Genomic DNA, 21,613 nt, shown 5'->3' with positions numbered 1-21,613 from the left:
TCATCCTAGAATCGTTTTCGTTATGAGCCTATTTCACTGGCAACCGGACGGTAAATCTCGTGATTCCCCGCTCGGACCAAACCTCAATTTTCCCCTTGTACTTGTGCACAACTGAATCTACAATCGTCAGACCCGTTCCACGCGAGCCACATTTTTTCTCTGTTTTCGTTGTATAGCCATTCTCAAAAATACGTGTACGTTGTTCTGTTGATATTTCCGGTCCTGTATTTTCAACTCGGAAAATAATGTGTTCTTCATCACAGCAAAAATAAATGCTGACTCGTTTTTCCCCATCTGCTAACTCCGCCGCTTCAATCGCATTATCAATAAGATTCGATAAAATTTTGATCAGATCAGTGGAAGGAATGTTATCGATTGGATCAGAACATTCTTCAAATTGCATCACGATTTGTTTGGATTTAGCCTGCTCCCATTTGGTGTGAAGCAATACCATTAAAGCAGGATTCGCAAACCTCACGGTGAGGTCCAAAAGCTTGGTTTCTTTCAGCAACGACTGCACGTAATCTCGTGCTTTTGGATAATATCCGCATTCGATCAAACCGTAGAGCACCTGCATGTGATTGACGAAATCATGACGGATGGAGCGCATCGAACAAATGACTGAGCGCAATTCATCCTGGTAGGTTTCTTCCGTCTCACCAACTGCTGCCTTGATGGCGCGTTGGTACCAGCGTTCCATGCACAGAACCAGGAAAATCAGTACGACGACAAACAAGCCTTGGACCGCAAAAACAGGAATGCTGCTACGAACGACATCATTTCCAATATCCTCGACGATGGCTACGTCCGTATCTACTCCGATGATTCCGATGATTCTTCCTTCTCTATCTCTAAGCGGCGCGCCCGCAGACATGTAGACCCCGTAATCTGGATCTCTGATAATATCTGAGTAGTACGCTGATGATCCTCCGTAAATCATTTGAATGTGCTCAGGAGATAGAACAATTGGCATACCGATATCAAAATTTTGCTGCGCATTTGGAGGCCTTGCTACGATCATCGCGCGACCACTCTGCCTGTCTTCATTGACTTGAATCGTGTATAAATACAGCAGACCGAACTGCTCACGCGCTTGATTCAATTGCTGTTCGATTCGTTCATAGGCGGGGGTCTCTTTTACCGGATTTCGTAAAAACTCCTGATACGCGTCAACATCTAGACTGTCTGCTACTGTAGAAGCAGCTTTCATGCTTTGATTCGCAATAGAGAGTCGGACGGATTGAATCGTATTGAAATAGGAAATCGCGATGCTTACACAAGTCAAGATCAAAACAAGGATACCAGAAACGAGCATAATGATTAGTACTCTAGGATTTTTTGGTTGTGTTGGACTCGTCATAATCTCCTCAATCCATCTGTTCAAAAAGTCGTCTTTTGATTACGCAGTTGTACTAAAAACACGACCTTTTAAACATGTCTCTCTAATATTCTAGAGATTTCTACTGGAAATGTCTACATAATATGAATGTAGCTTCATTATAGTTCTCGAAATCATACATTGAATTATGATTCGGAATATTTTTATAATAAGGCGAATACGAAATACCAATCTCTTTCCCTAGGAAAAAGGAGTGGGTTCGATGGAAGAAAAATGGTTTGCCCGACTGCAAGAGATTTATCCAGAGCTTGTTACATTCAGACGTGATTTGCATATGTATCCCGAGCTTTCCTTTCAGGAGGAAAACACAGCGAAGAAAGTAGCGGACAAGCTGGCTTCTTTTGGTATAGAAGTACAAACCGGTGTCGGCGGCATGGGTGTTGTCGGTCTCCTGAGGGGTGGAAAGCCAGGAAAAACAGTTGCGTTGCGCGCTGACTTCGATGCCTTGCCCATCCAAGATGAAAAAGAAGTACCTTATAAGTCCCGCATTCCGGGCGTCATGCACGCTTGCGGTCACGACATACATACCTCCGGACTTTTGGGAGTCGCACAAGTGTTGAGCGAGTTCCGCGACGAGCTCCCAGGAAATGTGGTATTCCTGCATCAGTTCGCGGAAGAGCTGCCACCTGGTGGCGCCAAAGCCATGGTAGAGGCGGGTTGCCTCGAAGGAGTCGATGTCGTGTATGGCGCGCACGTGGCCTCCGAGCTTCCCGTGGGCACTGTCGGGATCGGTCATGGCTACATTACGGCAGCAGCAGATAGCTTCGAGATCGTCTTGTACGGAAAAGGCGGGCACGGTGCTTATCCGCATACCTCCGTTGATCCAATCGTCTTGGGCAGTCAGGTTGTCATGAATTTGCAGCAGATTGCCAGCCGTCAGGTAGATCCGCTGAAACAAGTCGTTCTGTCTGTTTGCTCCTTCGTTGGCGGGGGCGAAGCGTTCAACGTCATTCCTGATCAAGTGAGGCTCAAGGGAACCGTCCGCACGTATGACGAGGAAGTGAGAGTCGCGGTCGAGCAATCTCTGAAACGTATCGTGGAAGCCAGTTGCCAGGCAGTCGGCGCTACGTGCGAAATCATGTATCAACGCGGTTACCCAGCTACTTGGAACGATGAGACAGAGACTCCGCTATTTGTAGCAGAAGCCAAACGTATTTTTGGTGAGGAGCGCGTATTGAAAATCCCACCTGGCATGGGCGGAGAGGATTTTGCTTACTTTGCCCAAGAGCGCCCCGCTACCTTCTTCATGGTCGGTGGACGCAACCCGGAGATTCAGGCGACGTATCCGCATCATCATCCCAAATTCGATGTCGATGAGCGCTCCATGATTCAAACCGGTCAGTTATTCATTGCAGCGTTGCTTGCCTATCAGGCACGTCATCAATAAGCGAACAAAGTTGAAAGGCAAGGGCCTCATGCTCCTTGCCTTTTTCTACCGCCATATTCACACCTCGTGTCCAACAATCCAGTCCAATCTTCTGCTCTGGATACGGGCAGGGATCGTTTTTAGCATAAAATGACGAGCCGCGATCGCCAGCGGATTTTCCCATTGGGTGACTGCTCCCATCAGGCGGGAACCTTTCATAATCGCATTCGCCCGCTTCTTCCGTAGCTCTTCATACATGCGCAAAGCGTGGGCCGAGTCCGTATCGGCATCTGCCAAGCATCTCGCCAGAACGAGTGCGTCTTCCATTCCCTGCCCCGCCCCTTGCCCCAGATTCGGCAGCATCGGATGTGCCGCATCGCCTACTAATGTAACCCGCCCCTCACTCCATCTCCTGAGTGGTGCACGGTCATAAATATCATGCCGCAAGATAGCTGCATCCTCTGTCGCCTCAATCACTGCACGTACTGGTTCATACCAGCCGTCGAGTCTACGCAACGTCACTTGCTTCCGCCCCATCGGCCCATCTTTTTCTCCCTCAGGTGCATTAATGGCGGCAAACCAATGAATTCGATTGTTGCCGATATGAGAAAACCCGAACCGAATCCCCCTGCCCCATGCTTCAAAGCCGCCTCCTGATTCCAGTGGATAACGAGGGTCTTGGTAGGTAGCAATCCCGCGAATCGCCGTGTACCCGGAGTATCTCATTGCCTCTTCACCGAACAGGCTCTTCCGTACACAAAGAGTGAATCCCGTCCGCTCCGATCAGAATCGCCCCACGAGTACTTGAACCATCTGCAAAAGCGGCATGAACCCTTTGCTCTTCTTGAGAAAAAGATATGAGCTGCTTGCCTGGAACCAATTCATGTGTCGAGATTTTCGCTAAAAGAGCCTGCTGTAGATCAGCCCGATGAATCAAGTAGCTGTCAGCCCCGTACCGTTCTGCTTGCTCCGCGACAGGTAGCTCGACTAACAAATTTCCCTTCCAGTCGCGAATCCTTGCTGAACGGACGGCTGCCCCAAGCTCGCGTACTTCCTGTCCAACTCCCAGCTTATCCAATGCCTTCATCGCATTAGCAGCCAAAACGATTCCAGCACCGATGCCTTTATGCTCCTTTGCCTGCTCGTAAAGCGTCACTTGCCAACCCTTTTGCTTCAAGGCAAGCGCTGATGCAAGCCCGCTCAAGCCTGCCCCGATAATCAGCGCATGTTTTTCGTTGCTCATCGCCTTTTCTCCTAATTAGAAAAGATTCATACTCAAATACCGCTCCCCCGTGTCAGGCGCAATGCACACGACCCGCTTACCCACTCCCAGCCTTTCGGCAATCGTAATGGCAGCAAAGACCGAGGCACCCGATGAAGGGCCGACGAGAATCCCTTCCAACGCAGCAAGCTGCCGCATGCTTTGTAGGGCGTCTTCGTCTGCAATTTGTATGATTTCATTATAAATGCTTGTATTGAGGATTTGTGGAACAAAACCAGGGCTCGTGCCGACCAGTTTATGTGGTCCAGGCTTTCCACCAGACAAAACCTGGGACCCTTTTGGTTCGACGACAGCGATATACAGCTCCGGGAGCTTTTCCCGCAATGCTTCGCCTGTCCCTGTAATCGTTCCACCCGTTCCGGCTGTGGCGACAAACGCATCCAGTCGACCATTCGTTTGCGCAAAAATTTCCTTCGCTGTCGTCGTTCGATGGATGTCCGGGTTCGCCTGATTCTCGAATTGCTGAGGAATAAAGCTGCGCGGAATCTCTTTTTGCAGTTCCTGCGCTTTGGCAATCGCCCCTGGCATTCTCAGCTCGCTCGGGGTCAATACAACCTCTGCCCCATACGCTTTCAATATATTGATCCGTTCCTTCGACATATTGTCAGGCATGACCAAAATCGCGCGGTAGCCTTTTGCGGCGGCATTCATCGCCAAGCCGATTCCCGTATTGCCGCTCGTCGGCTCAATGATCGTATCCCCCGGTTGGATTAGTCCCGCTTGCTCAGCCGTCAAAATCAGATTGTAGGCAGCGCGGTCCTTCACACTTCCGGACGGATTGAATTTCTCCAGCTTCACAAAAACTTCTGCTGCTCCTTCAGGAACCATGCGCCTCAGTCGAACAATCGGCGTATTTCCAATCAATTCGGTAATGTTCTGGTAGACGCTCATCGTACTCCTCCTGGAAAATTTGCCTTATGATTATCCCTTAGTAATACTATAAGAATAATACTATTTTTCCGACCTGAAAACGATAAGGGTGCTGAAATGAGAAAAAGCTCCCGAATGAGAGCCTTGTTCCTGTCTAAAAACCATACTTTGCTTTTGTCTGATTCAGTACATTCACCGCTTGTTGATACAGACTGTTCGCAGTTTCCTTCACTTTTGCTTGTCCGCTTTTGTCTACCGAGCCGTGGCGCTGCTTCGCCTGCACGATGGAATCAGTCGCCGTCTTGATGGCCGCATTGATTTCTTTTTCCCGTTTCTCGGCATCCGGCACGCTCGTTTTGATTTCCGCCCATATCGTTTGGATATCCTTCATGTCGGTCTCCATGATGGCGATCATTTCCTGCATGTTTTTGTTTTTGTCCTGGATCGAGCCATCCATCGTGTTCATCCCATCGACCAACACCTTCATACTGCCCAGTGTTCCTTGCATGACCTCGAATTCCATCTTGCTCAAGCCTGGCTGCGTCGAATAGGTACGAATCTCTTCCAACAGTCTTTGCAGCTCTGCTATTTGATCATTGGAAAACTGCGCTTCATCCGTAAATTGCAGCTCGTCCAAATACTTTGCCGTTTCGATCAGATCAGCCTCTAGCTTCCCTGTCTTTTCTACTTTTTTGGCGAAGTCAACACGCGCTGCATCTTTGGCTCTTTGTTCTGCTACTTCTTTCTTTTTTACTTCTGCTTCCTCGTTGGTCCGCTTGGTTAGTGTCGCCAACTTGCTCTCGTACACGCTTTTGTTTGTGGCAACAAGACTCGTCTGCCCCTTATTTTCTTCCATAAGCAGCCCGTCAAATTGGAGCTCGTCACCGTTCACAGTGCCGATGATATCCTGACCAGTTGCCGGATTTTTGAGGGTTAGCTGCTCCCCATCCAGCGTTCCCTCCAGCAAGATCGACTCGGTTTTCAGAACAGGGATGCTATCTTCTGTTTCGACGATGGAATCCGTCATTTCAACGTTAACTTTCTCGTTATTCACCGTGACACTCGTGTATAGCATGCGTGTATCATCTTCGTACAAATACCCTTCCGCCAGTGTCACAGGACCAAAGAAACGATAGCCTGTGTATCCCAGCAATGCGACAATGACTAGAGCCAAGACGATCATGATGCTTTTGTTTTTTCCCTTCATGCTGCGACCCCTTTACCCACAATTTCTATTACGTTTGACCTGTTTTTCCTGCCAAAACGTGCCATAGTTTTATGATACCTGAATCGCGGTGGAAAACCCTATGAGTCTAAAGGCCAAAACACTCATTAAAAAAACGTATTCCCAAAATCGTGACTAAAATCGAGTGTTTGACCTTCTTCGATGGTAATGGTAGCGACGTGATATTTCTTATCCATTAGACTCAACGATAAAAATTCATCCCATTTTTGTATGTATGGTTTCAATTTCGTTATGGGATATTCATCCACAGGCAGCATAATGTCGCGAGTAGTTTGTGCGGATACGATCATGATATGGTATTCTCCAACCGGCAAGTTACCAATCTCGTAGTTTCCATACCCATTTGCTTTTCCCGCGAATAAACCCGAGTTTTTTGGAGCCAAACCTATTGCAAATACTCCCTCTTCTACATCGGTAATCGTATTTTTATAAAAATCTGTACGAATGAGCAGAATCTTTGCATTCACGTCCGGTTTCGTCCCAACAAAATCGTTATACTGCCACGTAATCGTACCTTTAAGCGATCCCTTTGGTGTAGGAAGTGCTGGTTGTTCCACTTGTCCTACAGCATTACTTTGTTGTCCTTGCGTTTCTACAGGATAAGCCGCTGACATCGCCGCGTCTGTTGCACCATTTTCCTCTGAGGAAACAGGTACAGCATTTGACTGCTGATTTGTGCCCACTTCCTGACCTGTAGACACCGGACTAACGGGTGCAGACTGATTCGTTTCCTTTTTTGCTACCGGTCGCGATCCTAGCAGATCATCAAGGTTTTTCCCAGATAAATAGAAAATAGCACCGCTAGCAATTCCAAGGATGATGGCAATTACCAATAAAAAAGTAAGGAGTTCTTTGAAAAATCCGGGCTTCTTCGCTGCTTTTGCTGTTTTGGCCTCTGCCATGGTACCCCTCCGTCTGTCTCTCTATCATGCTATGTGAGGATTTTTCCAATCAATATTTTACCAATAGATAGAATCTAGGTCTAGGCTCCTATGACTTGCACTGTACAGGGAACAGGAAAAAGCCGATGTCTCCCAAACATCGGCTTCGCGCACTTTCATTCCGTTAAACCTCAACCATTTCACGCTCGGACGGATAATACATGCCTGCTGCACCGAGCACACCTGCCTCCGCTCCGATTGTCGTCAACTGGAGGCTCACTTGGTTTGCCATCCGGGAGATAGAGCGCTCGCGAATGACGTTCTTCGCTTCTGCAAGCAGCAGTTGTCCATTCTTCATCACACCGCCACCAATGACAATCACCTGCGGATTGAACAGATGAATCAGATTGGTCAGTCCGACCCCGAGATAATAACCTGCTTCCTTCATCAAAGTCATGCTGAGTAAATCTCCACGAACCGCTGCCTCGCCTACCTCTCTAGCCGTTATCCTGCTCACGTCATTCCCATTTTCAACGAGCAACGAGCTTATAGCACCCTGTAGAAGCTGTTCCCTGGCTCTACTTGCCAAAGCCAGCCCAGACGTGTAATTTTCCAGGCATCCTCTATTCCCGCACATGCACAGCGGTCCTTCGGGATCAAGCGAAATATGCCCGAACTCCCCAGCACTATCGCCAACACCTGTAATCAGCCGTCCTCCACTAATAATGCCAGCACCAACACCCGTACTGACTGTTACATAGATCAAGTCTTTCGTGCCTCGTGCACTTCCAAACGCCCATTCTGCTACCGCTGCTGCATTGGCATCATTGATCAATTGCACGGCTACGCCAAACCGCTCCTGAAGCATTGCGCCGATCGGCACATCGCTCCAGTTTAAATTGCTCGCAAAAATGACCATTTGGCGCTGCGTATCAATTATTCCCGCAGTTGCAATCCCGATCCCGCGAATGCGAGAGAGATTGATGCCGCTATCGTCCAAGACAATCTGCACCAAATCACCGATACGACCGATGACTGCCTGAGCTGCCTCTTCTGTTTGGGTCGCTGCGTTCGCCTGCCTGAGGATGTTGCCATGCTGGTCGACGATCGCGGCCATGATCTTCGTGCCGCCCAGATCAATCCCGATGGCATATGGTTTGTCTTGATTCATCTTCCGCTTCACATCCTTGCTGTCCATTCACGATTGAAAAATGGCGTCCAATGCCTGGGACGTATGCGCGATCAATTGCTCAGGCAACTGGCTGTAAGGCGAGATTTCCGGGATGATGTAGCCGTCATACCCGATCTCACGCAACGCTTCCACCACGCGGTTCCATGGAATATCGCCAGCGAGCAGCGGCACGAACCCTGTGATGTTGCCTGTCGTCGTCTTGAAATCTTTGACGTGAATCGCTTGAATTCTCTTGCCCAAAATGCGAATCCATTGCTCAGGAAAACCGAATTGGAGCACGTTGCCTACATCAAAATAAGCGCCTACCCAAGGACTGTCTACTTCATCGATCAAGCGGGCCATCTCCAGCGGACTGAGCAAAAACTTGTTCCACACGTTTTCTACCCCGATGTATACCTGATGCTGCTCGGCCTTTTTCGCCAAGCGCTGCAATGCTTCACGCGCCCGCTCGTAGGCCGTATCATACGACACCTCAGCTGTTACGAGACCTGGGACGACAAGGACGGTCCGTGAGCCAAAAATGCTTGCCGCCTCTATCATATTCTCGACAACACGGATGCCTTGTTCGCGGACCTTTTCCTCATGGTGTGTCAACGGATATTTCCATAAAAGGGCAGTAGAGACGCTTGGCAGCTCCAAACCGAGCTCGCGAGCCTCGTCCGCCAAGCCCTTCCATTCTCCCTCTGTCATCTCTAGATGAAAAGGAGCATCTCCCTCGTCCAAATTCAGTTCTACCCCTTGATAGCCATGCGCTTTCGCTTGACGAAACATTTCTTGCACGCTCGTTTCCTTTGGGAAGCACCACGCATTGATTCCCTTTTGAAAAGCCATGTTGCTCACTCCCCTTTTCTCAAAATAGTGACAGGCTTCCCTTCTTGTGCCGATTGATTCGCTGCCAACGTTACTTCTAGCGTCTTTCTCGCTGATTCATACGGCGACAGAATCAAGCTGCGATCCCCTGACAAAATCGCTGTGATAAACGCCCGATCTTGCTCCACGTACATATCCACCGTGCTCGCTTTTGTACGTTCTCCCTGCTCATCCATGATCGATAATTGCTTTCCGTCAATCATGACGCGGAAATCTTTGCCCAAGATTTCTACATTCGTACGGTGGTCCGGCTGGATGAAGCACGTATCCAGATGTCCTAGTGCCCCTGACTGAAACACCATACTAATGGAAGTCACGTCTGGAATATCGATGTTTGGAATGTCACGCGAGACGAGCAAGGCCATCTGCGCATAGACCTTCTCGATATCTCCTGCCAAATACCGCATCATGTCCAGTGTATGTGTCGCCTGCTCAACAAGCTGTCCACCTGACTTGCCCATTTCCCTCCACCAAGGTGTCGTGACGAACTTGGTCAAATAGTGGCCGCGGACGAGTGCAATCGACTTTCCCTCCAAGTACGCTTTCGCTTCCTGCACGATATCGAGATAGCGCAGGCAATAGCCAGTCGCGGTAATAATCCCCGCTTTTTCAATCGCTGCTTGCTTTTCGTTCACTTTTTGTATGTCCAGCCCAATTGGCTTTTCCACAAACAGATGAATGCCTTTCGCCGATGCCGTTTCCTCAATCTCTTCATGCGCAAAAGGGGGGACGCACACAAACAAAGCATCCAGCACTTCTGCCTCTACTAGCTCACGCCAAGAGGTGTAGCCATGCGCACCAATGCGCTCAGCAGTCTCTGCAACCGCCTCTTGGTTCACGTCGCATACTGCAACGACCTTTACCCTTTCGTCGGTCAACAAGCCTTTCAAATGATGCTGCCCGATTCCACCTACGCCAATCATGCCAACACGTACACTCATGCGTCCTTCACCGTCCTAGCGTAAAACGACTGGTTGCTTCTGTTCAGCGGATTGATACGCTGCGAGTGCTACTTCCACAGCTCGCAAGCCGTCTTCACCCGTAATCGACGGCGCTTTCTTTTCACGAACGCTGGTGACGAAATCCTTGACCAATTGACTGTCCATGTCATCGCCCCAGTTGACCCACTTTAAGCCTTTTTCATTGGAATAGACATCCAGCTTTTGAGAAAAAGCGTCAAGCGAGATCGTGCCTTCTGTCCCGATAATTTCCATCGTCACGTCTCCCCATGTCGGGAAGGCCTTGTTACGAGACCAACTGCAATCGAGTGTGGCAAATACCCCATTCTCAAATTCCATGGTCAAAATGCCGCAATCATCAATCGGTGTATCGGAAAACTTGCTGTCTACCTCCGCGTAAACCTCACGCACTTCAGAGTCCATGAACCAGCGCATCAAATCAACAACGTGAACCGTGTGATCGATCACTGCACCTCCACCGGATTTCGCCGGATCGACGAACCAACCACCAGGATTTTGTCCACGGTTCGTACCCCGGATTGCCATGATACGTCCGACCTTTCCTTGCTCCACCAATTGCTTTGCTCGAACAACAGCCGGATGGAATCTCACTGGGAATGCTGTCTGCAAAATAACGCCCTGTTCGCGGCAAAAGTTGATCATCTCTTGAGCAGCCTCTGCTGTAGTCGCCAGCGGTTTTTCGCACAAAATGTGCTTGCCTGCCTTCGCTGCCGCTAACGTATGCTCTTCGTGCTTGACGTTTTCCGAGGTGACGATGACCGCATCGATATCTGTTGCGAGCAGCTCATGATAATCGGCGAAAAACGGAACGCCAAACTTTTCAGCCGCCGTCTTACCGCGCACTTCATCCTCATCTGCTACCCCGACCAATTGAACCCCATCCAACTTCGCAATCGCATTTGCGTAGCTGTATGCATGCATATGTGCAACACTAATGATTCCGAGTTTCATGTCCAGTCCCCTCCTACACCAAAGTTACGGGTTTGCCCGTTTCGATTGACACAAGCGCAGCACGAGCGATTTCTACCGCTTTCACGGCGTCTTCTGCCGTCACGAGTGGCTCCAGATCACGGTCGATGCACTCGATGAAATGCTTCAGTTCTCTGAAATACGGATTTTCACGCAATGGACTCTCCGGAACTGCGACTCCGCTCATGCCTGCTTGTTTCGAGCGATTAACCGCCACTAGCGGTTTTTCCTTCGAGCTGTCGTATTGAATAATGCCTTCCTTGCCTGCCAGCTCCATTTTCATCGCGAAGCCTTCATGTGCCCATGAGCCTTCCACATGTGCAATCATGCCGTTCTTGAAGCGAAGCGTAACCAGTGCGTAATCCATCCGGGCAAACCCTCGACCAAGCAAGCCTTTCGCGTACACACGCTCCACATCCCCGAAGCACCAACGCAAAAAGTCAAAATCGTGAATGATCATATCTAAAACAAGGCTGCCACTGTTTTTGTAATCGGCGTACCAGTCGTTCCACGCTGTCGGGAAGATACCACCACGGAACGTACGAGCCACACCAACGTTGCCAATCGCACCATCATTCACCAACTGACGGGACTTTTCATATTCGGGGAAGAAGCGCAGGACGTGTCCGACAAACAGCTTGACGTTCTTCTCCCGGCAATAATCAACGATAAAACGAGCTTCTTCCTTATCACGAGCCAACGGCTTTTCGCAAATGACATGCTTGCCTGCATCCGCAGCCTTCTTTACATAGGTTTTATGAAGGTACGTAGGCAAACACACGTCTACGATGTCTACCTTCGCCAGTTTTTCCAAAGCCTCTTCATAGCTCTCAAACCATTCTGTTTTTGTCTCGGCTGCCAGCTCTTTTCCTCTCTCGCTGCGGATATCGACAATCCCGACCAGCTTGACGTTTTCCATGGCAGCATACGATTTCGCGTGAACAGTCCCCATGGTTCCTGCTCCGATTACCAGAACATGATTCATAATGGTTTCACTCCTTTTTTCGAAAATGTCTATTTGGACCCAGTTAGGGTAATTCCCTCGACAAAATGCTTCTGCATGAAAATAAAGACGATGATCATCGGCCAAATCGCAAGAACGGAGCCCGCCATCAAAATCGGGTAGTTCGTCAAATTGGTATGCTCCCCCGTCAAGTACGCCAAACCAGCGGAGAGCGGCATTTTATCAGGCGTGCTGTTGACGATCAACGGCCACATCAGGTCGTTCCAAGACCACAACGCTACGAAAATGGCGAGTGCAATCAAGCCGGGCTTCGCCAGCGGCAGCATAATTCTCCAGTAAATCTGAAAATGGTTGCAGCCATCGAGCTTCGCCGCTTCTTCCAGTTCTTTTGGCAGCGACATGAAAAATTGGCGCAGAAGAAACGTACCGAATGCACTGAACAATCCCGGCACAATCAATGCTGTCAACGTATTCAGCCAGCCAAGCTCTTTCATGATCATAAATTGCGGGAGCAGAAACACCTGACCAGGCACCATCAAAACGGTCAAGAACAGGATGAACAAGGCGTTTCGCCCTGGAAATTCAATTCGCGCGAATGCGTACGCCGCAAGTGAGCAGAGGAATACTTGTCCAATTACCTTGGCTACTGTTGTGATCACGGTATTCCAATAAAAGTCCAAGAAGGGCAGCATCTCAAAAATATGGGTGTAATTCTCCCATTGATACTTGGTCGGCAAAATGACTGGAGGCACCTGTGTCGATTCGCCTAATGACTTGAGCGAAGTGAGAACCATCCAGACGAATGGCGCAACCATCACGAGAGCACCTGCAATTAGCAGCAGATGAATCAACAGCTTCTTCCCCATTTTGTTCCGACTCGTATAAACACTCATTCCATATCCCTCCCGTCTGTTCAGCTTTGATTAATCATAGTGAACCCATTTTTTCTGCAACTTCATTTGAATGGCGGTGACGATCAGGATCATCACCAGAAGCACGACGGCAACTGCGGCCGCATAGCCACCATTCCCTGATTCAAATCCATTCGTAAAGAACAAGTACGCCATCGTCTGCGTTTGCTCTGTTGCCGGATTGCCCATTTTGCTTCCGAGCATCAGATAAATCAGGTCAAATACTTGAAAAGCCCCAATCAAGGAGGTAATACTGACGAAAAAGATCGAAGGAGTCAACAGCGGCAACGTAATCTTGAAAAACATGCGAACCGGTCCCGCTCCGTCAATTTCTGCCGCTTCGTAATAGCTTCTCGGGATACCTTGCAGTCCAGCCAGAAAAATCACCATGTTGTATCCGATGGAGCTCCAAACGGCAACGATAATCACCGCATACAAAGCAATGGCGGGATCAGATATCCAGCGTGGGCCCTCAATGCCTACCAAGCCCAACAAATAATTGATCAGACCGTAATCAGCGTTGTACAACCATCTCCACACCATCGCCACCGCTGCCGCCATCGTCACAACGGGCAGGAAATACAGGGTGCGATAAATCGTAATCCCCTTAATTTTCTGATTAAGCAGCACAGCGATAAAAATGGAGATAGCGATACCGACAGGAACTGCGATCACTGTATAAATCAACGTGTTTTTCAGCGCGATCCACAAGTAAGGGTCCTTGAACAACAATTCGTAATTATGTAAGCCAGCCCACTTGTACTTGCCGAATCCTCCCCATTTGGTAAAGCTCAAATAAATGGTCTGTACGATCGGCCATAAGTAGAAGACACCCAACCCGATCAGTGTGGGAGCAATCATGAGATACGCCCAGAACCAATCACTTCTCTTCATGTGATTCAACGATTTCTTCGTTTTTGGCTGGACGGCGGCGTGCATTTCAGGCTGCAACTGGCTGCTCATCGCATTCATTCCCTCCTTACATAAGCTTTTCAAAAAAGGATGGCCTCGTCCGTGATGCGAAGCCATCCATCATGGATCTTTTATTCTTGGCTAAGCATTTCATTCATTTTTTGCGCGAGCTCTTTGGAAGCATCCTCTACGCTCATTTGACCAGCCCAAGCCTTGGTCATGAGCTCTGTTTCCAGCTTGGCCCATTTTGCCGTGTCCTTCGAGATCGGATACGGTTTTGCCGCAGCTGCCTGATCAATAAAAATCTTCAGTTGAAAGTTCGGCATGGATTGTACCCAAGTATCCTGTGTTCCGTTAAATGCCGGAATCGCAGCACCCGATTTCGCCAGGATTTCTGCCCCTTCTTTCGAGCCCAAGAATTTCACGAATTCCCATGCTTCCTTCGGATGTTTGGTATTAGCCGAAATCACGTTGCCCAAGCCGTGGATGACGCTCGTGTTCTCTTTCCCTTTTGGAAGATACGTCACGTCTACTTTGTCCTTTGTATACTCATTTTTATGAAAAGCGGATGCCATCCATGATCCGTTGTACATCATCGCGATCTTGCCTGATTCAAATAGCTGTGTTGCCTCTGTTTCGGACAATTGCGCTGCTGTTGGCGATGCTTTTTCGCTGATCAGGTCTGTCCAAAACTTGAGGCCTTCGATCGTTTCCGGTTTGTCATAGCCGGACGTTTTCTTGTCTTCGGAAATGATATAACCACCGTTTTGATAGATCGTGTTATAGAAGCCGTCCTGTCCATAAGGAGGTGCTGCAATTCCCCAAATGCCTTTTTTCACATCAGTCAGTTGCTTTGCTACTTCCTTCAGCTTGTTCCAATCCCAGGTTTCGTCAGGATATGGTACTTTTGCGTCATCAAACAGTTTCTTGTTGTACCAAAGGCCAATCGTGTCGAAATCTTTCGGTAGCGCGTAGTTTTGTCCATCGTAGGTGTAGAGATCAACGAGAGCTTTCGGATAATTGTTCAGATCGATGCCATCTGCCTTGATTTGATCAGTAATCGGCAAGAGCATGTCATTATCTGCGTATTTAATGATACGTGGACCATTAATCCAAAAAATGTCCGGCAAGGTGCCACCCGTTGCGGCTGCCTCCATCTTTGTCCAGTATTGCTTGTTAGGCGTTAGCTCGATCTTGATGTCCACGTTCGGGTTCTTTTCGTTAAACTTTTTCGCCATTTCCTCTATCGCAGGCATCTGGTTTTTGTCCCACAGCGCATATGTGAGCGTTACCTTTTCGCCTGAAGCAGCACTGTCAGTCGTTCCAGCTGGTGCGGAGCTCTGCCCGCCGCCCGAACATCCTGCCACTGCTACCAAGAGAGCAGCCATTGCAATCGAAACCAACTTCTTCATCAGAAATCCCTCCTCGATTTACGTTCTCCTCTTTTCCCCCCAAAACATTGCCAGACACGACACGCTTCCCTTTTCGACTCGCCCCCTTTCAACGATTTTTGGTGGGTTCAACTTTCTTTTTCCAATGACGAAATAAAGTATGCAAAAAGAATGTTACAAGCTGAAGTGAAAAACCTCTTGTAACAAAACAGCAGCAGCAGCCTTGACCTCGAAATCAGCCCCCAATACAGTTGGACGGAATTCCAGCCCTTCTACCATCGTCCCCATCGCTTGCGCCATCACTTGTTTTTGGATGCGCTCAAACAACACCTGGTTGTCCCGGATCATTTCTCCACCCAGAATGATTAGGCTCGGGTTGAACAAATTCACCAGATTCACAATGCCAATCGACATGTACGAAGCGATTTCGTCGACGATGTCTTGGCATACTTGATCCCCTTGATGCAGTGCTTGGCGAAAGACATCAAATGTGATTCTTGTCATATCTCCGCCAGCCAAATCCATGACGAGCGTCTCTTTTCCGCGTGTAACAGCGGACAGTATGCCTGAGTAAATGGCCGGCCATGCCACGTAGTTTTCTAAACAGCCGACGTTGCCGCAGTCACAGCGCATCCCGCTTCGATCGACTGTCGTATGCCCGAATTCACCTGCTCCACCACGACTTCCGCGGAAGATGGAACCGTTTACAACAAGGCCCGAACCGACCCCTTCTCCTACAGTGACAAACAGGAGATTGTCAGCATTTAATCCACCACCGAAGTTTTTTTCTGCCAGGGCGATTGCATTGGCGTCATTGTCGAGCCATGTTTTTAACCCAAAACGCTCTTCTGCCATGTCCTTTAACGGAACATCATGCAAGCGCAGCTTGGAGTTGAAGCGAATGACACCACTCGCTGCATCGACAATCCCTGGTGCGATGATGGAAATACCCAGACAACGGCTGACATCATCCACCGACTGGAGAAAGTCCTCAATCGAATCCAGCACATACTGGATGATCAGGTCACTCACCAGACCAGCTTTTACCGGATAGATTTTCTTTTGCTTTGTAGCCGCTTCCAAATTCATTTCGGCAATCGTAATCGCTGTATTCGTAATAGAGACGCCAATCAAAAACTTCCCGTCTGGACAGAAGCGAACCATAATCGGCTTACGGCCACCCTTTGACTCACCTGTTCCATCTTCTGCAACCATACCGTCACGGATCAGCTCATTGACTGCCGAGGTGACTGTAGTTGGACTGATGCCCTGCTTTTTGGCGATATCACTTCGCGAGATGGGCCCAAACTGGCGAATGGTGTCGAGTATAATAAAGCGATTGAGCTCTTGGATTAGTTTTAGATCTCCAGTTCTGCGCATCGTATTTGTTCATCCTTTATTTTTCCAATGACTTTATAAAGTGATCATACTGAAATTTGTATTTTGTGTCAATTTTGTTTTTTAAAATATTTCAATCAATTTTTCCTGATTGAAAAGAACCTCTCTTAACCTTTTGGAAAGGGAGGTTCTTCTTGCTTTATTCTTTTTTTGTGGACCCGTAGGTATAAAACTCACCCGTCAACGCATCTATTTTTGCATCGAATAACATAGGCAAGGTATAAACGAGAGAAGCTTTGCCTTCCTCTTGCAAGATATACTGTAACTGCAATGGATATTTCTTGAGCAAAGCGGCTGTAGCTTCTTCTTGGGAGATTGCCTTCTTCGGATCAGTCATTACTCCTTCGACTTTTTCATTGAGATCGATCCCCATGACTTTCCCGTTGCTGCCGTTGATCGAGATATGCGTCAGCCAATCCTCAACAGGAATCCCTTGCTCTTGCCTCACAAAATAGAAGGCGTATTGGTCTGTACTTTCATCATATTCTCCGGGCTGAAGTAGCAGCAGCTCGCCCGTACCAGCAGGAGCGATCTCTGCTAATTCATTTATGGCCAATTGCAAAGCCTGCTCTTGTGTCAATTTTTTAGTAGCGGTCTTTGACACACTAGTATCGATGACATGATAGTTCACAATTGAACCTGTCTTCGGTTCGATTAGCATGCTCCCAATCCATCCGTCGTCTGTTCTCCACGAATAATTAGTACGCCCCTCCCATTTGTTTGTTTTCCAGAAATATTTGATAATCACGGGTTTTTCACCAGTCAAATCTTCAAAAAAGACATTCCCTTTTGCAAAATCATAACCCGTACGCTGAGTCAGATACACTTGTGCTTCTTCACGGGATTTTGCTACGGGCTTGCTCGTACCCTTTGGTATTACATTCACTTTGCTATGATAAGGCTTATTCACGCTGTCTTTGCCGGACACGGCATCCAACATACCGGAAAAAGCTGGGGCGTAGAGGAGCTTGTATGTTTTTCCGTCTTGATCGAGGGAATACCGTAATTGCATATAGGTGGACAACTGTTTCACGGCTTTTTCTTTGGATAAGATCTGATCCAATTTCGCGAAGGAGATTTTTTCACTATTCATGCCAAGGGATTTTCCTGTGATTTGTCCTTCATGATCAACTTGTACCTGAATCATGTCGTCTGGAAAAGGAACTCCGTTGATCACACGTACAAATTGAATTGTATTTGTCTGGCCATCGAAAACCTTCGTAACCCCGTCCCCATCGAGTTGGTATCCTGCCATGTCTTCTCCGTACCACTTTTTCATAAAGGAAATGGCTACTTCTTTCGATTTGTCGATCGGGTAAAGCGTTTGGCTCGTTTGGTTATTCAGTTCGTATTTGCCAAACTCAAGTAGTTCACCCGTATTTTTGTCGAGCACTAAGGCAACGAATTCAGCATTGTTTTCTCTAGACTTATAGTTGTTCACGAGCAGATAAGGAGTGTCTTTCAATACCACTTCCGTAACAGGGTAATCTTTCAAATAAGGGATGAGACTAGCTGCTTTCTTCACCCCTTTTTCTACCAGCTTGTTTATTTCGGGTGTCATTTGCTCTACTTTAATTTTTTCCAGTGTGTTCTCGCTTGCCAGTGCACCACTCGAAGATGACATCGCAATAGTTGCAGCCATCAGGAGGAACACAGCGTGCGTAACTTTTTTCATCATTTCTCTTCCTCTCGTCTGTTCATATTTGCTTTCTCGCAATCATTATTCGAACATCTACCTGTTTTGTTTCAATTTTCCCGAAAAATTTACATAAGAAAACATTCCCCTTTGCTTTTCATTTAAATCCCTAGCTGAGTCTTATGGCTTGGCTTTTTTCTTGTGTATGTTAAAATTTACAAAAAAGGGAATGGGGCGTTAGTATGAGCGAGCAGCCCTTTTGGTTCAAAGTGATAGCAACTATTGTTGTTGTCATTGGAATTCTAGCACTACTGACAAGTGTCGCTTTCTTTCAACTATTAACAATAGTAGGCTTAGTCGTAATCAGTGCCTTAAAAGGGGTATTAGAATGGAAAAAGAACAGAGACTGGGCTGTTATAATTTTTGCACTGGTTGCACTCCAAATCGTTATTATGATCAAGGCATTGTACGACTTTTTCACATAAGTCACTTTGTCCATTCGACAAAGGTGGAAAATATTTCTTGATTACTATTATGAACATTAATATAATAATAGTGAATTTGGAATTTTAAGGAGGGGCTTCTATGAATACCGCAATTGCGATCCTTACTTTTATTGGAGATCTCATCCCATTAATCGTCCAGCTTTTAAAAGCCTTTGCTTAATTTCCAAACGAACAAATAGGGGCTGTTCCTCCGATCATTTTCATGACTGGAGGGACAGCCCCTTCTCTACTTATTGAGTATCTACATTTCCTTCTGTTTCTTCCGAAATCTGCTCATCTACATAACCCTCGACTCCGTCAACTGCCGCTTGCTGTTGAACTTGCCAGAGAGCCGCTACATTTGTTGGCTCCCATCCTACGAGGGAAGTGTGTGGTTGCAGACATTTGTATACCTTGCCTTGATAGCTGACCAGGTCACCAGGCACGTAGCTAACATTTGGCGCCCATGCTGGAGCTCCCGGATTTGCAGCATCTGTCACGCCTACGACCTCGATGCTTTTCTGTGAAGAATTACCTGCTGCATCCTTCGCTACCACAGAGAAGGTATAAGACGTGTTAGGCGTGAGTCCTGTAACTGTTGCATTCGTAGTCGTTACATCCGCTGCTAATGCTGTCCCGTTGTAAACCTCGTAATTCGTCACCGCGATATTGTCTGTAGAAGCAGCCCAGCTCAGACTGATACTCGTACCTGTTTTCCCTGTTACGACTAGATTAGTAGGTGTGCTTGGAGGTTGATTGTCTGGCTGAATCGTATCCGTCGTAACCGTTACTTCATTGCTTGCTACTGAGGAATTACCTGCTGCATCTTTCGCCTTCACAGTGAATTGGTACGTAGTTCCTGCTGTAAGCCCGCTAATCGTCGTATTGGTACCGGTTACCGTTTTCGCAAGCTGAGTGCCATTGTATACCTCATAGCCAGTAACCCCTACATTGTCGGTTGCAGCTCCCCAGCTCAGACTAACACTTGTAGCTGTTTTTGCAGTCGCTTGGAGATTAGCTGGTGCTGTCGGCGGTACGTTGTCGACTGGAGCTGTCCCGCCCAGAAGATCTCCATTTACTTTGTCTAGCAGAACCTTGTTACGGTCTCCGCTAAATTCCCAGAACATTGCGCCTGCCAATCCTTTGGATGTAATATAAGAAGTTTTGTGTCCGATCGACGTCACATCGTCATAGCTAATATATGTTTTCGAAGCCGGGTTGAAGAGGTAAGGCACTTTTGCCGCGTCATTCCAGTGGCGTGTGAAGCCATTTTTGTTCAAATAATTATTTTGGATATCCGTGAAGTCAAGCATGCCAGGTTCCCACGTTCCTGTTGAAGGCCCTGTGCAATTTTGATATTCTCCATTGTTAGCCGTTCCGCAACCCGACCAGCCCCTTCCGTAAAACGGAAGTCCGAGAACCAGCTTGCTGGCAGGAACACCGTCACGAAGATGACCCTCTACAGCTGTTTGGACATTATAGGTTTGAGCATTTGGCAAACCTGCTGCTCCTGCTGCCGGATCATAGGCCAACGGCGCGTTATGTCCAGTCTGCTTTTGGAAGGCTCCATAGAAGTCGTAGGTCATAATATTGATCCAATCCACAACCCGGGCAATATTTCCAAGCTCTGTATTGGCTGCATAACTAGGGCTGGCACCAGAGGCAATCGTCAAATAGTACTGTTTGCCATCCGTTACCTCAGCCGCATCGAGTTTGTCTCTGACAGCCTGTAGCAACAACGTATAATTTTGCTTATCTGCTGGACGTTTGCTGTTTCCAGGCAAGCCTCCTTCAACTGGGTACTCCCAATCGAGATCGACCCCATCCATCTGATATTTCCGGATAAAATCTACCGAGGACTGTGCAAATACTTCCCGTGCAGCCGGATCTGCCGCTACATCAGAGAAGCGATTGGACCATGTCCAGCCCCCGATCGATATTAAAGTCTTTAATTGAGGGTTTTTTTGCTTTAATTTTGCCAATTGATTCAAATTTCCGCGGATCGGCTGATCCCACGTATCTCCTGGAAAAGATTTTTGCACATCAATCCATGGATCGCCGAGAACAACCGTACCATTTGGGGCATTAATATTGCCTACTTCATCCTGGCAAGCCCATGTTTGTGGATTGGGTCCCGTTGGATCTGGGTTGCCGTGTCTGCCATTCCAGCAAATATCCGCAAAAGCGTAGTTAATATGTGTTACTTTATTGGGATCGATATCCGTTACATTGTAGTTTCGTCCATAAGCTCCCCATGAGGGATAGTAGCCAATAATTTTGTAATTGGATACCGCTGAAGCCTCCGCTTGATTTTCCTCTGCTTGCGCCGCCTGTGCCGCCATGGGCAATACGGAGGTGACAAGCAAAGCACCTACCATTAGTACATTCCTAACACATTTCTTGAATTTCATAGTATCCCTCTCGATCTTCATGGATTTTGTTACAAATCCATCTTATTACGACTTATATCACGATATGCTAATGTATTTACATAAATGGTAATAAAAGGGTGATTCGACGCGAAAGAACATAAAAAATCCCTTCCTTCCGACCAAGGGAAGAAAAGGGAGGCTGGGAGGGCTGGGTTCAAATCTCTAGTTCACCAAGTCGAACGAGTTCGACTACTGCCTGAGATCGACCTTTGACACCTAATTTTTGCATGACATCGCTACTTTTTTATTAATTCTACATACCTATGATCCTCTGCTCCACACTCCTCGTTTCCAAAAAAGAGCTTTTTGCTTAATAATATGTTTCAAGATGTAGTTATCTGCTTTCTTTACAATCTCGTACTGCTACACTTTTACTAAAGAAGTGTTCATTAAGAAGGGATCGCCTTTCTCTACCTAAAATGTCCAATG

19 protein-coding genes and 1 pseudogene are annotated in these 21,613 nt (G+C 47.7%); 2 read left to right on the top strand and 18 right to left on the bottom strand.

Going from position 1 to position 21,613, the window contains the following annotated elements; genetic code table 11:
- Nucleotides 1–28 precede the first annotated feature (28 nt).
- A complete protein-coding gene (locus HP568_RS14585; RefSeq protein ID WP_173629453.1) occupies nt 29–1,360 on the bottom strand; it encodes an ATP-binding protein in 1,332 nt (443 codons plus the stop codon).
- Between the two features lie 241 nt (nt 1,361–1,601).
- Here HP568_RS14585 and HP568_RS14580 point away from each other — a divergent pair, with 241 nt between their 5' ends.
- A complete protein-coding gene (locus HP568_RS14580) occupies nt 1,602–2,786 on the top strand; it encodes an amidohydrolase (protein WP_173629452.1) in 1,185 nt (394 codons plus the stop codon).
- Nucleotides 2,787–2,843: 57 nt separating this feature from the next.
- Here HP568_RS14580 and HP568_RS29795 read toward each other — a convergent pair whose 3' ends face one another.
- From HP568_RS29795 to HP568_RS14510, 15 genes are all read right to left on the bottom strand, one after another.
- Entirely contained in the window at nt 2,844–3,491 is a 648-nt protein-coding gene (locus HP568_RS29795) for an FAD-dependent monooxygenase (protein ID WP_254551230.1), read from the bottom strand.
- 7 nt (nt 3,492–3,498) lie between these two features.
- Nucleotides 3,499–4,008: an FAD-dependent oxidoreductase gene (locus HP568_RS29790; RefSeq protein WP_254551228.1), complete on the bottom strand. Its 510-nt coding sequence runs from the start codon at nt 4,006–4,008 to the stop codon at nt 3,499–3,501.
- Nucleotides 4,009–4,023: 15 nt separating this feature from the next.
- Complete coding sequence (gene cysK, locus HP568_RS14570) at nt 4,024–4,938, bottom strand: cysteine synthase A (protein WP_173629451.1); 915 nt, start codon at nt 4,936–4,938, stop codon at nt 4,024–4,026.
- A 133-nt stretch (nt 4,939–5,071) separates the two neighbouring features.
- Complete coding sequence (locus tag HP568_RS14565; RefSeq protein WP_173629450.1) at nt 5,072–6,124, bottom strand: hypothetical protein; 1,053 nt, start codon at nt 6,122–6,124, stop codon at nt 5,072–5,074.
- A gap of 125 nt (nt 6,125–6,249) precedes the next feature.
- Nucleotides 6,250–7,065, bottom strand: coding sequence for a hypothetical protein (locus tag HP568_RS14560; RefSeq protein WP_173629449.1), 816 nt, complete (start codon nt 7,063–7,065; stop codon nt 6,250–6,252).
- A gap of 163 nt (nt 7,066–7,228) precedes the next feature.
- Nucleotides 7,229–8,215 carry an ROK family protein gene (locus HP568_RS14555; protein WP_173629448.1) on the bottom strand — a complete coding sequence of 329 codons (987 nt, stop codon included), beginning with the start codon at nt 8,213–8,215 and terminating at the stop codon, nt 7,229–7,231.
- 27 nt (nt 8,216–8,242) lie between these two features.
- Nucleotides 8,243–9,067: a sugar phosphate isomerase/epimerase family protein gene (locus tag HP568_RS14550; RefSeq protein WP_173629447.1), complete on the bottom strand. Its 825-nt coding sequence runs from the start codon at nt 9,065–9,067 to the stop codon at nt 8,243–8,245.
- A 5-nt stretch (nt 9,068–9,072) separates the two neighbouring features.
- The gene (locus tag HP568_RS14545; protein WP_173629446.1) at nt 9,073–10,047 is read right to left on the bottom strand and encodes a Gfo/Idh/MocA family protein; all 975 of its coding nucleotides are present in this window, start codon (nt 10,045–10,047) and stop codon (nt 9,073–9,075) included.
- A 15-nt stretch (nt 10,048–10,062) separates the two neighbouring features.
- Entirely contained in the window at nt 10,063–11,037 is a 975-nt protein-coding gene (locus HP568_RS14540) for a Gfo/Idh/MocA family protein (protein ID WP_173629445.1), read from the bottom strand.
- 13 nt (nt 11,038–11,050) lie between these two features.
- Entirely contained in the window at nt 11,051–12,040 is a 990-nt protein-coding gene (locus tag HP568_RS14535; protein WP_173629444.1) for a Gfo/Idh/MocA family protein, read from the bottom strand.
- 29 nt (nt 12,041–12,069) lie between these two features.
- Nucleotides 12,070–12,912: a carbohydrate ABC transporter permease gene (locus HP568_RS14530; RefSeq protein WP_048032003.1), complete on the bottom strand. Its 843-nt coding sequence runs from the start codon at nt 12,910–12,912 to the stop codon at nt 12,070–12,072.
- A gap of 30 nt (nt 12,913–12,942) precedes the next feature.
- Complete coding sequence (locus HP568_RS14525) at nt 12,943–13,902, bottom strand: carbohydrate ABC transporter permease (protein WP_173629443.1); 960 nt, start codon at nt 13,900–13,902, stop codon at nt 12,943–12,945.
- Nucleotides 13,903–13,973: 71 nt separating this feature from the next.
- The gene (locus HP568_RS14520; protein ID WP_173629442.1) at nt 13,974–15,254 is read right to left on the bottom strand and encodes an ABC transporter substrate-binding protein; all 1,281 of its coding nucleotides are present in this window, start codon (nt 15,252–15,254) and stop codon (nt 13,974–13,976) included.
- Nucleotides 15,255–15,407: 153 nt separating this feature from the next.
- Nucleotides 15,408–16,613 carry an ROK family transcriptional regulator gene (locus tag HP568_RS14515; protein ID WP_173629441.1) on the bottom strand — a complete coding sequence of 402 codons (1,206 nt, stop codon included), beginning with the start codon at nt 16,611–16,613 and terminating at the stop codon, nt 15,408–15,410.
- A gap of 157 nt (nt 16,614–16,770) precedes the next feature.
- Nucleotides 16,771–18,306, bottom strand: coding sequence for a YcdB/YcdC domain-containing protein (locus HP568_RS14510; RefSeq protein WP_173629440.1), 1,536 nt, complete (start codon nt 18,304–18,306; stop codon nt 16,771–16,773).
- 203 nt (nt 18,307–18,509) lie between these two features.
- Here HP568_RS14510 and HP568_RS14505 point away from each other — a divergent pair, with 203 nt between their 5' ends.
- A complete protein-coding gene (locus tag HP568_RS14505; RefSeq protein WP_048031999.1) occupies nt 18,510–18,752 on the top strand; it encodes a hypothetical protein in 243 nt (80 codons plus the stop codon).
- Nucleotides 18,753–19,003: 251 nt separating this feature from the next.
- Here the strand turns inward: HP568_RS14505 and HP568_RS14500 are convergent, their stop codons facing one another.
- Both HP568_RS14500 and HP568_RS14495 read right to left on the bottom strand, forming a co-directional pair.
- Nucleotides 19,004–21,184, bottom strand: a complete 2,181-nt coding sequence (locus HP568_RS14500) for a glycosyl hydrolase family 18 protein (protein WP_173629439.1) — start codon at nt 21,182–21,184, stop codon at nt 19,004–19,006.
- 154 nt (nt 21,185–21,338) lie between these two features.
- Nucleotides 21,339–21,422: pseudogene (locus HP568_RS14495) on the bottom strand (helix-turn-helix transcriptional regulator); the annotation flags it as partial.
- Nucleotides 21,423–21,613 lie beyond the last annotated feature (191 nt).

It is taken from the genome of Brevibacillus sp. MS2.2 (assembly GCF_013284345.1).
GTDB classification, from domain to species: domain Bacteria; phylum Bacillota; class Bacilli; order Brevibacillales; family Brevibacillaceae; genus Brevibacillus; species Brevibacillus brevis_C.
Note: the sequence above shows the minus strand (reverse complement) of the source record. Positions and strands in the feature narration are given on the sequence as shown.